At 64.9% G+C, this 12,490-nt stretch carries 13 protein-coding genes and 1 tRNA gene; 6 read left to right on the forward strand and 8 right to left on the reverse strand.

Annotated features, from left to right (window positions below; all coding sequences use genetic code 11):
- Window positions 1–47: 47 nt before the first annotated feature.
- Both AC24R4_RS22055 and nodI read right to left on the reverse strand, forming a co-directional pair.
- Window positions 48–902 (reverse strand): ABC transporter permease, encoded by an 855-nt coding sequence (locus tag AC24R4_RS22055; RefSeq protein WP_400392641.1) that lies wholly within the window; start codon window positions 900–902, stop codon window positions 48–50.
- A 16-nt stretch (window positions 903–918) separates the two neighbouring features.
- A complete protein-coding gene (gene nodI / locus AC24R4_RS22060) occupies window positions 919–1,812 on the reverse strand; it encodes a nodulation factor ABC transporter ATP-binding protein NodI (protein ID WP_400392644.1) in 894 nt (297 codons plus the stop codon).
- A 195-nt stretch (window positions 1,813–2,007) separates the two neighbouring features.
- Here nodI and AC24R4_RS22065 point away from each other — a divergent pair, with 195 nt between their 5' ends.
- Window positions 2,008–2,625, forward strand: coding sequence for a LysE family translocator (locus AC24R4_RS22065; protein WP_400392638.1), 618 nt, complete (start codon window positions 2,008–2,010; stop codon window positions 2,623–2,625).
- Window positions 2,626–2,718: 93 nt separating this feature from the next.
- Here the strand turns inward: AC24R4_RS22065 and rpsU are convergent, their stop codons facing one another.
- The 6 genes from rpsU to fdxA all read right to left on the reverse strand — a co-directional run bounded on the left by rpsU (window position 2,719) and on the right by fdxA (window position 6,818).
- Window positions 2,719–2,931 carry a 30S ribosomal protein S21 gene (gene rpsU / locus AC24R4_RS22070; RefSeq protein WP_066731027.1) on the reverse strand — a complete coding sequence of 71 codons (213 nt, stop codon included), beginning with the start codon at window positions 2,929–2,931 and terminating at the stop codon, window positions 2,719–2,721.
- A gap of 351 nt (window positions 2,932–3,282) precedes the next feature.
- Window positions 3,283–3,897 carry a LysE family translocator gene (locus AC24R4_RS22075; RefSeq protein WP_487523612.1) on the reverse strand — a complete coding sequence of 205 codons (615 nt, stop codon included), beginning with the start codon at window positions 3,895–3,897 and terminating at the stop codon, window positions 3,283–3,285.
- A gap of 25 nt (window positions 3,898–3,922) precedes the next feature.
- A complete protein-coding gene (locus tag AC24R4_RS22080) occupies window positions 3,923–4,762 on the reverse strand; it encodes an AraC family transcriptional regulator (protein ID WP_487523613.1) in 840 nt (279 codons plus the stop codon).
- Window positions 4,763–4,934: 172 nt separating this feature from the next.
- Window positions 4,935–5,010 (reverse strand) — tRNA-Asn (locus AC24R4_RS22085).
- A gap of 242 nt (window positions 5,011–5,252) precedes the next feature.
- The gene (locus tag AC24R4_RS22090; protein ID WP_092594285.1) at window positions 5,253–6,356 is read right to left on the reverse strand and encodes an NAD(P)/FAD-dependent oxidoreductase; all 1,104 of its coding nucleotides are present in this window, start codon (window positions 6,354–6,356) and stop codon (window positions 5,253–5,255) included.
- A 138-nt stretch (window positions 6,357–6,494) separates the two neighbouring features.
- Window positions 6,495–6,818 (reverse strand): ferredoxin FdxA, encoded by a 324-nt coding sequence (gene fdxA, locus AC24R4_RS22095; protein ID WP_066731019.1) that lies wholly within the window; start codon window positions 6,816–6,818, stop codon window positions 6,495–6,497.
- A 503-nt stretch (window positions 6,819–7,321) separates the two neighbouring features.
- Here fdxA and AC24R4_RS22100 point away from each other — a divergent pair.
- From AC24R4_RS22100 to AC24R4_RS22120, 5 genes are all read left to right on the forward strand, one after another.
- Window positions 7,322–7,807 carry a hypothetical protein gene (locus AC24R4_RS22100; RefSeq protein ID WP_487523614.1) on the forward strand — a complete coding sequence of 162 codons (486 nt, stop codon included), beginning with the start codon at window positions 7,322–7,324 and terminating at the stop codon, window positions 7,805–7,807.
- Window positions 7,808–7,899: 92 nt separating this feature from the next.
- Window positions 7,900–9,078: a nicotinate phosphoribosyltransferase gene (gene pncB, locus AC24R4_RS22105; RefSeq protein WP_487523615.1), complete on the forward strand. Its 1,179-nt coding sequence runs from the start codon at window positions 7,900–7,902 to the stop codon at window positions 9,076–9,078.
- 69 nt (window positions 9,079–9,147) lie between these two features.
- Window positions 9,148–9,834, forward strand: a complete 687-nt coding sequence (locus AC24R4_RS22110) for a LutC/YkgG family protein (protein ID WP_487523616.1) — start codon at window positions 9,148–9,150, stop codon at window positions 9,832–9,834.
- Between the two features lie 206 nt (window positions 9,835–10,040).
- A complete protein-coding gene (locus AC24R4_RS22115; RefSeq protein ID WP_400396163.1) occupies window positions 10,041–11,471 on the forward strand; it encodes a sodium:proton antiporter in 1,431 nt (476 codons plus the stop codon).
- A 5-nt stretch (window positions 11,472–11,476) separates the two neighbouring features.
- Window positions 11,477–12,472 carry a 2-hydroxyacid dehydrogenase gene (locus AC24R4_RS22120; protein ID WP_487523617.1) on the forward strand — a complete coding sequence of 332 codons (996 nt, stop codon included), beginning with the start codon at window positions 11,477–11,479 and terminating at the stop codon, window positions 12,470–12,472.
- Window positions 12,473–12,490: the final 18 nt, after the last annotated feature.

Genomic DNA, 12,490 nt, shown 5'->3' on the forward strand with positions numbered 1-12,490 from the left:
GACCGCGCGGCCCTGCTGCGCGGTTTCCCTCCGTGCCCTCAGCGCCCTCAGCGCAGCAGTCGCCTGCGCAGCAGTACCAAGGCCACCACCAGCGCCACGATGGCATAGGCCGCCAGCACGGCCAGATGCAGCGCGGCATTCTCCACCGGCCTTCCCAGCATCAACGGACGTATCAGTGCCACCGCGTGCGCCAGCGGCAGGACCATCGTCGCTTTCTGCGCGCCCTCGGGTAGCTGTTCCAGCGGGAAGAACACGCCCGACAGCAGCAGCATCGGCGTCATCACCAGCGTCTGGTAGAACATGAAGAAGTCGTAGCTCGGCGCCAGCGCCGTGATGATCATCGCCAGGCTCGCAAACGCAATGCCGGCCAGCACGATCACCGGCAGGGCGGCCAGCGCGCCCGGGAACTGCGCGTAGCCAAGCAGCCCCGCCACGATCATGATCGCGGCGCCCGACAGCACCGCCTTGCTGGCGGCCCATAGCACTTCTCCGAGTACCACGTCGCCCAGCGTCAGCGGCGCATGCATGATGGCTTCCCACGTGCGTTGCACGTGCATGCGCGAGAAGGCCGAATACATCGACTCGAAGCTGGCCGACATCATCACGCTGGACGCCGTGGTGCCGGCCGCCAGGAAGGCGATGTACGACACGCCATGCACCTGGCCCACCAGCAGGCCCAGGCCAAGGCCCAGGCCGAACAGGTAGATCATCGGATCGGCCAGGTTGCCGATCATCGACGGGATGGCCAGCTTCTTCCAGACCATGTAGTTGCGATACCAGACCATCATCCAGTTGCGCCCGTTGCGTGGCAGCAGGGGCTGGGGATAGTGCTGGGGGGCTGTCGACGCCGCAGATCCTGGCGAAATTGCGATGTCGGGATTGCGGGGGTCCTGTTCGCTCATCTCGGTCATCCGTGTCTCAATCTCTCATCTCGCGGCCGGTCAGCTTGAGGAACACGTCCTCGAGGTTGGCGGGCCGGTGCAGGTAACGTACGCCGCCCTTGCCGTGCAGGGCGGCCAGCAGCGGATCGGGCTGGCGCACGTAGCAGAACAGCGTCTCGCCGCGCATTTCGCAGCGGTCGGCCAGCGGCGTCAGCGTGTCGCGCAGGGGTTCGAGCTCGTCGCCGTAGACCTCCACCACATCGCAGCCGATTTCGCGATCGATCAGCTCGTGCGGCTTGCCCTCGGCGATCTTGCGCCCGGCATCGATCACGCACAGGTGATTGCAGAGCCGTTCGGCTTCTTCCATGAAGTGCGTGGTCAGCAGAATGGTCTTGCCGGCGGCAAGCAGCGACTTGAGGCGCTCCCAGATCAGATGGCGTGCCTGCGGGTCCAGGCCGGTCGTGGGCTCGTCCATCACGAGCAGGTCGGGATCGTTGATCAGCGCGCGCGCCACGGTCAGGCGTCGGCGCATGCCGCCGGACAGGTCGCGCACCTGCGCATTGGCCTTGTTCTCGAGCCGCGCGAATTCCAGCAGCCGGGGCACCTGTTCGGCAATCCGGGCGGACGACAGCCCGAAGTAGCGGCCGAAGATGCGCAGGTTTTCGATCACCGAGAAGTCGGGGTCGAGATTGTCGAACTGCGGCACCACGCCCACGCGCATGCGGGCCTGCGGGGCGCGCAGCGGGATGGGTTCGCCACACAGCGTCAGCGTGCCCGATTCTGGCGTGGTCAGCCCCAGCAGCATGCGCAGCGTGGTGGTCTTGCCGGCGCCGTTGGGGCCCAGCAGCCCAAAGCACTGGCCGGGCTGGACTTCCAGGTCGAGGTTGTCGACGACGAGCTGGTCGCCGTAGCGTTTGCGCACATTGCGCATCTGGAGGATGGCGGTCAAGGCGAGGTCCTTGCGAGCGATATCCGCCATTATGCCGGCCATCGCGTGACGCATTGTTGGCGCATCGCAGCAAGACAATTCCATTCGCCAAGGCATATCGGCACGCTGGCGGGGCGGAGCGGACAGGCGTACGCTTGGCGTCTTCAGAACAAAAACGACGACGCAACAGGAGAACCCATGTCCTTCGAACACTGGATCACATTCGTATTGACCAGCGTGGTGGTGCTGATCATTCCCGGTCCGACCATCCTGCTGGTGATTGGCGATGCGCTCGCGCACCGCGGCCGCAGTGCCTATGCCACGGTGGGCGGGGTGGCCGCCGGCGACCTTACCGCCTTCACGCTGTCGATGGCGGGCCTGGGCGCCGTCCTGGCGGCCTCTGCCACGCTGTTTACGGGCCTGAAATGGGCAGGCGCGGCCTATCTGGTCTATCTGGGCGTGCAGGCGCTGCGCACGGCTGGCCGGGCGCGCGCGCTCGATGTGGCGGCGCAGTCGGGCAGCGGACGCCAGCGATTTGCCAAGGCCTGGCTGGTGACGGCGCTGAATCCGAAGAGCATCGTGTTCTTCGTGGCCTTCGTGCCGCAGTTCATCGACGCCAAGCTGGCATTCTGGCCGCAGGCGGTGGTCCTGATCCCCACGTTCGTGGTGCTGGCCACGGCCAACGCCATGGTCTACGCGCTGCTGGCGCGCTCGCTGGCCACGCGTCTGACCTCGCAGCGCGCACAGGCCAATGTGCAGCGCGCGGGCGGCATCACGCTGATCGGTGCCGGCGCGCTGATCGCCACGCGCACCTGAGCGCCCGCCATCGCGTTCCCGGCCCGGCAGGCGGGAATGCGGACGAAAAAAAACCGCCAGCGAACTGGCGGTTTTTCTTTTGGCAAGCCCGAATCAGTAGAGCTTCTTCGGCAGCATTTGCATGCGCAGACGCTTGCGCAGACGGGCCTCGGCAGCCTTCTTCTTGCGCTTGCGCTCGGTCGTCGGCTTTTCGTAGGCGGTGCGGCTCTTCAGTTCCACGATCAGTCCAGTCTGCAGAATGGAGCGACGGAAACGACGCATTGCAACTTCAACGGGCTCGCCCGGTTTCAGAACGATCTTAGTCAATTCAGTCCTTCAGGAATAACCGCCAGAGGCGGTGGGTTCATAGGAGGGAAACGTGTCGCGTCGGGCTCCGGAGCCTTCCGAGACGTTGGTATCGCACGCTGCGGCGAATGCCGTGGTGCGCCCCCTAGAACCTGCTACGGACCGAAATCCATACTGCCTGTGTCAGGGGTGACGGGCCAAATTTTCCTAGCTAGGTAAAAACTTGGCGACTACCTGTTTCCGTGGATATTGCGCAAGAAATACGCCGGTAAGCTTTTACAGGTATACCGGACGGGAGTCAAGCTATTCAGGGCAATCCAAGACTATACCCCAGAAAATGTGCGTGAGAGCGCCTTTTCAGTGGATTTTGCGTCAAGGCAACAGACTGCCCCAGGCCGACGCCAGCAACACCAGCGCCATGAGGCGTTCGAACCGCTTTAGCCGCGCAGGCGATCGAATGAAACGCGCGGCCCCGGCGCCCAGCACTGCCCACGCCCCCATGCAAGGCAGGGACACGACAAAGAAGATCAGTGACAGCCGCATCACCTGATGCGTCTGGTCGGCGCCATGGCCGGCAAAGACGCTGACGACGGCCAGCGCCATCATCCATGTCTTGGGGTTCACCAGCTGCAGGCCGGCGGCGCCTGCAAGCCCGAGCGGCTTGCGGGGTGCCTCGGCGCCGTCCATTGCAATGGACGATGCCGGGCTGCGCCAGATCTGCCAGGCCAGCCACGACAGCCAAAGCACGCCGGTCCACGCCATGGCGCGCTGCAGGAGCGGGTGGGTGGCCAGTGCGTCGCCGACGCCGATGCCGACGCTCAGCACCAGCAGCGCGGCGCCGCCGCAGCCGCCAACGATGATCGGCAGCGTAGCCGCCACGCCACGGCGCGCGCTGTGGCTCAGCACGAGGACGTTGGTGGGGCCAGGCGTGATCGACGCCACGACGGCAAACATCAGAAAGGGGAGAAAGGGCAGGGTATCGCTCATGCGGCCATTGTTGCGTCCGCGCCGCCTAGGCGTCTGGAAGATTTGAGCAGCGTTTGCGATAGTGGGCCGGCGTCAGGCCATAGGCCCGGCGGAACCATCGGCCCAGATGGCTCTGGTCGGCGAATCCCAGCGCCGTGGCCACGTCGGCGGGCGTGGCGCCGCGTGCCAGCATATGGCGGGCGCGCGCCAGCCGCAGTTGCACCAGGTAGGCGTGTGGCGCAATGCCGAACGCGGCCTTGAATGCGCGGGTCAGCCGATAGCGGTCCACGCCGCCGGCGGCGGCCAGGTCGTCCAGGCCGATGTCCTGGTCCACGTGGTCATGCAGGTAGTCGCGCGCGCGTCGGGCTGCCAGCGGCAGCCGCGGATCGATGGCGTGTGCCGTGCGCCAGCGCAGATTGGACGTCAGCCGGGCCAGCAGGGCGTCGAGCGCGGACTGCCGGACGATGCGCAGTTCGGGCTGTTGCAGCACCGTGAACGCATGGCCGATGGCTTCGATCAGTAGCGGGTCTTCGCTCAGCGTACGCGCGAAGGCGGGCTGGCAGTGCGCCGGGGCATCGTCGAACAGCGCACGGAGTTCGCGCGCCATCCACTGGGCGTCCAGATACAGCATCGAGTAGGTAAAGCCCTCGGGCGTCACGGCGTAGCCATCGTGGATTTCACCCGGCTCCAGCGTGAAGGCCTTGCCCGGCACGCTGCGCTGGACCTCGCGCCGGCAATGAAACTGCTGGATGCCCTGTTCGGTGTAGCCGACCAGGTAACTGTCATGCCAGTGAGGATCGTACGCATGGCCCTCGAAATGGGCGCGAATCGTCTCGATGCCGGTGTCGGCATCCTGCTTGAGGTCGATCCAGCTCTGGGGGCTCACTGCGGGGTCCTGGTTTGGCGTATGCGGCTGTTCATCATAGCCACATCGGCCAGGGCTTTCTGGAACGTTTGTGCGGGGGAGGGGATTGCCGTTGCGACGGCGCGCGATTGGGATGCGCGGCGGAAAAAGAAAAAGGCCGATGCTTTCGCATCGGCCTTCCTCTTCTATCGGTTGGCTCCCCGACCTGGGCTCGAACCAGGGACCTACGGATTAACAGTCCGGCGCTCTACCGACTGAGCTATCGGGGAACAGCTGAGAAAGAAATTATAACCAGCTTCTCTTCGTTTCGTCAACAACTTTTTAACGTTTTGTTTTCGTCAGAAGTTGTCGTCGGCACTCTGGTTCGCCTCGAAACCGGCCAGCACCGGGCGTTTCCGCCTTTTGCTGCATTGCCGTGTTCAACAGCGAGGCCGCATTATAGCCAGCTTTTTAAATTGTGCAAACAAAAAAATCGCCCGGAGGCGATTTTTTTGCATTGGCCTTCGACAGATCAATCGAACACCGGCGATTCGACGCCCAGCACCTTGTGCAGCTTCGGCGAGGTCGTCGTGTATTGCATGTGGATCTTCTTGTCCGGGAAGATGTACGGCGCGGCGCCGAACGCTGCCAGCGCGGCTTCGTGGAAGCCCGACAGGATCAGCTTCTTCTTGCCCGGGTAGGTGTTGATGTCACCCACGGCGAAGATGCCCGGAATGTTCGTCTCGAACTTCTCGGTATCCACCTTGATCTGCTTGCGCTCCAGGTCCAGGCCCCACTCGGCGATCGGGCCGAGCTTCGGCGACAGGCCGAAGAACACCAGCAGGTCGTCCAGCGGCATGCGGCGCGTCACGCCGTCGCCACCGGTCACCTTGATCTCGGTGAGCACGCCGTCCTTCTCTTCATAGCCGCCGATCTGGCCGACCATGAATTGCATTTCCATCTGCTCGCACAGGTCGCGCATCTTGGCCACCGAGGCCGGCGCGGCACGGAAACCGTCGCGGCGGTGGATCAGCACGATCGACTCGGCCTTGCCGTGGAGGTCCAGCGCCCAGTCCAGCGCCGAATCGCCACCGCCCACGATCACCAGGTTGCGGCCATGGAAGCGGCTCGGATCCTTCACGCGGTAGAACAGCTGCTTGCCTTCGAACTTGTCGATGCCTTCCACCTTGACCGTACGCGGCTGGAACGAGCCCACGCCGGCGGCGATGAAGATGGTCTTGGTGATGAAGCGGGTGCCGAGCGACGTCTCGACGAAGAAGCGGCCGTCTTCACGGCGCTCGACGACGCTGACTTCCTGGCCCAGGTGGAACGTGGGCGAGAACGGCTCGATCTGCTTGAGCAGGTTGTCAGTCAATTCCTGGCCCGTGCAGATGGGCACGGCCGGGATGTCGTAGATCGGCTTGTCCGGATACAGCTCCACGCACTGGCCGCCCACTACCTTGAGCGAGTCGATCACGTGCGCCTTGATTTCGAGCAGGCCGAGTTCGAATACCTGGAACAGGCCCACGGGGCCGGCGCCAACGATCAGCGCGTCGATTTCCAGCGGCTGGCCGCCGTTGTTGCCGCCAGCCTGCTGGGTCGCGTCGGCCACGGGATTTGGAATGCTCAAGTCCATATTCGTCCTGATACGTTGTGGGCACGGCAGGTGCCCGGTATTACGGGAAAGCGCGTGGGGACGGCTTTCTGCGACGCCGGGCAGGCAGATCCGGCGTGCCGCCGGCAGGTATCCGCCACCCGTCGCGTCTGTCTTCTCTTAGCGCTGCAGGTATTGCAGCTTGTCGGTGGCGTCCTTCCATTCCTCGGCCTCGGCCAGCGGGGCCTTGGTCTTGGTGATGGACGGCCAGTTGCGGGCCAGCTCGGCGTTCAGGTCAATGAACTGCTGCTGGTCGCCGGGCACATCTTCCTCGGCGTAAATCGCGTTCACCGGGCACTCGGCCACGCACACGGCGCAGTCGATGCATTCGTCGGGATCGATGGCCAGGAAGTTCGGGCCCTCGCGGAAACAATCGACCGGACACACATCAACGCAGTCGGTGTAACGGCAACGGATGCAGGCTTCGGTGACAACGTGAGTCATTTCGGTTCCAGAAAAACGGATCGGTCTTCGATGGGGAGTTTGTCCAAGGCCGGATTCTTGCCGGTCGTTCTTGCGAGTTGTCCGGGTACGCGCCAAACACCGCGCGTGTCAATCGGGATAACTTGGGGCGAGCGAGGGCCGAGGCCTTTCAAAGACCGATATTGTAGCTGAGCCTTCTCGCAAGGATAGTGAGTCTATATAGCCGGGTCAGATAGTTTTCTTATTTCTTTATGTATTTTTGGTGCGAAATCGGCCGCTGAGGCGCGTCTGGCGCAGGTTTGCGGGCGGATCGATCTCCCGCTCGGCGGCCTCTCCGGCTAGTATTTCCCTGTGTTTTGCGTGGCTTTTCGGCCAGCGGGTGCCCCCGCAGGCGCTTTTCATTCCGTTTCCGTGCGTTGCACTCAAGTTGATCGAAGGCAAACTTGCAAGGGGATTTGCTTATGGCAGCCAGCCTGATAGGGCGCGGCAGGGGGCGTCGGACGGTCTTTCTGACCGGGGTCGCCGTGCTTTTTTGCGCCATGGTGGGCATGGAGGCAGCCGCCCAGCCCGCGCCGCCCCGGCAGGGCGAGATGGCCGACAGCGTGGTGTCGCGCCTGGTGGCGTGGCGTGCGCGTACCGACCAGCCCGTGACCTTGTCTGCCCTGACCGCCTTCGACTGGGACAGCTTCAGCGTGATCCGGACCCCGGCGGGGATGGCCATGGCGAACTGCAATCGCGAAGGCTTCCTGCCGTGCGACAAGGATCTCCAGCCTTCGGCGGACACCTTGATCCAGGTGCTGCGCTTCGACCGGGCGGGGCAGTCGGTCTACCAGGAGCGCATCATGGCGGCTTCCGCCAATTTCGCCGATCCGCTACCCGCGGCCGTGCCGCGCAGCCAGGCCACGCTGGTCAGCTGCGATGGCGACCAGGGGCAGCGGCTCTGGTGCCTGCAATCGAAGCGGCCGGGTCGCCAGATTCCGCCCGCGCTGCGCGGGCTCGACGGCGGCTGACCCCGCGCCAGCGCCGGCCATCTCCATGCCGCGCGTGACTTTCGGTTAGCATGGTGGCCTGACTTCGCCGCGCCCCAAGCCTTGGCTTCGCTATGATCATCCGTTCCCTGCTCGACACCGACCTGTACAAGTTCACGATGATGCAGGTGGTGCTGCACCACTTTCCGCAGGCCGAGGTCGAATACCGCTTCAAGTGCCGCAACGCCGGGGTTGACCTGACGCCGTATGTCGACGACATCCGCGACGAGATCCGCCAGCTCTGCAAACTGCGTTTTACCGACGACGAACTGCTCTATCTGCGCGGCATGCGCTTTATCAAGAGCGATTTCGTCGATTTCCTCGCGCTGTTCCACCTGAACGAGAAGTACGTGGTCGTGCAGCCGTCCGCCCAGGGCAACGGCGAGATCGACATCACCATCCGCGGGCCGTGGCTGCATACCATCCTGTTCGAGATCCCGCTGCTGGCCATCGTCAACGAGGTGTACTTCCGCCGGACGCAGCCGCAGGCCGATCTGGCCGAAGGACGACGCCGGCTGGAGGCCAAGCTCGCCCTGCTGAAGTCGTCGAAATACGAGGACTGCGTGATCGCGGATTACGGCACCCGCCGGCGCTTCTCGCGCGACTGGCAGGAAGAGGTGCTGCTGTCGATGCGAGACATCCTGGGGCCGCAACTGGCCGGCACCAGCAACGTCCATTTTGCGCGGATGCACAATATGACGCCGCTGGGCACGATGGCGCATGAATACCTGCAGGCCTGCCAGGCGCTGGGCCCGCGCCTGCGCGATTCGCAGGTCTACGCGCTGGAGAACTGGGCCCGCGAGTATCGCGGCGACCTGGGCATCGCGCTGTCGGATACCTACGGTTTCGACGCGTTCCTGCGCGACTTCGACCTGTATTTCTGCAAGCTGTTCGATGGCGTGCGGCACGACTCCGGCGACCCGTTCGAATGGGGTGAGCGCATGCTCGCGCACTACGCCGCCAACCGCGTGGACCCGCGCGGCAAGACGCTGATCTTCAGCGATGCACTGAACATTCCGAAGGTCATCGAGCTCTACGAGCGTTTCCATGGCCGCTGCAAGCTGGCGTTCGGCGTGGGCACGAACCTGACCAACGACCTGGGCTACACGCCGCTGCAGATCGTCATCAAGATGGTTCGCTGCAACGGCCAGCCCGTGGCCAAGCTGTCGGATACGCCCGAGAAGACCATGTGCGACGATCCGGGCTACCTGTCTTACCTGCGGCAGGTGTTCGAGGTTCAGCCAGCCGCTTGACCGGATTCATCCACCGCCATCGCCGTTTTCTTATCATCGCCGAGCCCCGCAACCGATCAGGCCCATACCATGGAAACGAACGCCGCCCGTGACCGCATCTTCGCCCGCATTCGTGCCGCCCAGGGCAGGGGGGCAACGGTGACCCAGGGCGAGCGCGACGCCGTGGCCGATTACCTGGCGCGTCATCCGCAGGGGCCGCAGCCCGAGGTGGCCGAAGACCGCGCCGCCGCGTTCAGCGTGCAGGCGCAGAAGATGGCGTCCACGGTGGACCGCGTGGCCACGTTGGCCGAGGTGCCTGGCGCCGTGCTGCACTATCTGGATGGTCTGAAGCTGACGCGGCGCGCCGTGGCCTGGAACAGCCTGGCCGACCTGCCGTGGGCGGCGCAGGGTCTTGAGGTCGAGTGCCGCCCGCCGGTGCGCGAGCCCCAGGCGGACCGCGAACATGGCGACCTCGTCGGCATTACCGGCTGCTTCGTGGCGATTGCCGAGACCGGCTCGCTGATGCTGCTGTCGGGCCCCGATACCTTCGCATCGGCCGCGCTGCTGCCGGAAACCCATATCGCCGTGGTGCCGGTCTCGCGCATCGTCGCCAATCTGGAAGAGGCGTTCGCGCGCATGCGTGCCGAACACGGCCAGCTGCCGCGCGCCACCAATATCATCAGCGGCCCGTCGCGCACGGGCGATATCGAGCAGACCATCGTGCTGGGTGCCCACGGCCCGTATCGGGTACACGTGATCCTGGTCGATGGGCAATGACCGGCGCGCCTTGCGGCGCTGCATATCGAGGCACTTTCAGACCATTCTCAAAAGGGTTTGCTTTACACTGAGCCCTTCGCCGCGTGCTGCCGTCCCACCGCCCTGGTCACCAATCCGGACGCGTGCGCCTTGTCGTCTGTCTCACACGCGAAGCCGTGCCCCGCACCTGTCCCGGCGTGTGTTGCGATAAAGGAGATTGCTGTCTGATGCGTCGTGTCGCCACGCTGCTTCCTCAATATTTGCTTGCCACGTTGCTGCTGTCGCCAGCCCTGGCATCGGCCGCCGATGTCGATGGCGCCGCGCTGTCGCCCGTCTGGGGCGTGCCGTTCGCCGGCATCCTGCTGTCGATCGCGCTGTTTCCGCTGGTTGCGCCGAAATTCTGGCATCACCACTACGGCAAGATCGCCGCGGCCTGGGCGGCGCTGTTCCTCGTGCCGTTTGCCGCGCAGTTCGGCCTGCACGCGGCCGCGGCCAACGCCGTGCATGCGCTGCTGGCCGAGTACATTCCGTTCATCGTCCTGCTGACCGCGCTTTACGTGGTGGCGGGCGGCATCTGCGTGCGGGGCAACCTGCATGCCACCCCGCGGCTGAACACGGGCATCCTGGCGCTGGGTACGGTGCTGGCCAGCCTGATGGGCACCACGGGCGCCGCGATGCTGCTGATCCGGCCGCTGCTGCGCGCCAATGACAACCGGCGCCACGTGGCCCACGTGGTGGTGTTCTTCATCTTCCTGGTGGCCAATGCCGGCGGTGCGCTGACGCCGCTTGGCGATCCGCCGCTGTTCCTGGGCTTCCTCAAGGGCGTGGAGTTCTCCTGGACGCTGCGCAATATCCTGCCCGAGACGATCTTTATCTGGGTGGTGCTGCTGGCGCTGTTCTACGCCATCGACCGGTACTACTTTCTAAAACGCGAAGAGGAACTGCCGCAGGCGCAGGACCCCACGCCGGACTCGGCCGATATCCGGCTCGACGGCAAGATCAATTTCCTGCTGCTGGCAGCGGTGGTGGGCCTGGTACTGATGAGCGGGCTCTGGAAGCCGGGCATTGCGTTCGACGTGATGGGCACGGAGGTGCCGCTGCCGGCGCTGGTGCGCGACGGGCTGCTGGTGGGGGTGACGCTGGTGTCGCTGGTGGCGACGCCGCATGCCGCGCGCAGCGGCAACGAATTCAACTGGGAACCGATGCTCGAAGTGGGCAAGCTGTTTGCCGGCATCTTCCTGACGATCATTCCGGTGATCGCCATGCTCAAGGCCGGCACCGATGGCGCCTTTTCCGGCGTGATCCGGGCGGTCAGTGACAGCAACGGGCAGCCGATCGACAGCATGTACTTCTGGGCCACCGGCATCCTGTCGTCCTTCCTGGACAACGCGCCAACCTACCTGGTGTTCTTCAATACCGCCGGCGGCGACGCGGCCACGCTCATGACGCGCGATGCCTCGACGCTGGCCGCCATCTCGGCGGGCGCCGTGTTCATGGGCGCCAATACCTATATCGGCAATGCGCCCAACCTGATGGTCAAGGCGATTGCCGAAAGCCGTGGCGTGCGCATGCCGAGCTTCTTCGGCTACATGGCGTGGTCCTGTGCCGTGCTGGTGCCGCTGTTCCTGGTGATGACGTTCCTCTTCTTCCACGTATGACTGCCATGAAGCCCCCTGTCCTTGTCACGCGCGCCATCTTCCCCGACGTGATCGAGCGTCTTTCGCAATATTTCGATGTCGATGCCAACCAGGAGGACGTGGTCCTCGACGCCGCGGCGTTGCGGGCGCGGCTGGCCGGCAAGGCCGGCGTGCTGGCCAATGCGGCGGACAGGATCGATGGCGACCTGATTGCCGCGCTGCCGCAGCTGCGGGCGGTCTGCAACATGGCGGTGGGCTACAACAACCTCGACGTGTCGGCGCTGACCGCCGCGGGCATCGTGGCGACGAACACGCCCGACGTGCTGACCGAGACCACTGCGGATTTTGGCTGGGCGCTGCTGATGGCCACCGCGCGCCGCGTGACCGAGAGCGAGCACTACCTGCGCGCCGGCAAGTGGGAACGTTGGAGTTACGACATGCTGGTGGGCATGGACGTGTACGGCAGCACGCTGGGCATCCTGGGCATGGGCCGCATCGGGCAGGGGCTGGCGCGCCGCGCGGCCGGCTTTGGCATGCAGGTGCTGTATCACAACCGCAGCCAGTTGCCGGCCGATGTCGAGCAATCGCTCAATGCGCGCTATGTCAGCAAGGACGAACTGCTGAAGCAGTCGGATCACCTGATCCTGGTGCTGCCGTACAGTACCGAGAGCCACCATGCGATCGGCACGGCGGAGCTGGCGCTGATGAAGCCCACGGCCACGCTGATCAATCTGGCGCGCGGCGGCATCGTCGATGACAGCGCGCTGGCCGCCGCGCTGCGCGATCGCAAGATCTTTGCCGCAGGGCTCGATGTGTTCGAGGGCGAGCCGAGCGTGCATCCCGACCTGCTGACCGTGCCGAACGTCGTGCTGACGCCGCACATTGCCAGCGCGTCGGAAAAGACCCGCCGTGCCATGGCCAATCTGGCGGCCGACAACCTGATCGCCGCCCTGGACGCCGGCCCGCAGGCCGGCAAGCCCCAGACCGTGATCAATCCCGAGGTCATGCCGCGCCGCCGTTGATCGGCGCGGATCGCCAGC

This window comes from Cupriavidus sp. CER-90, assembly GCF_057652055.1.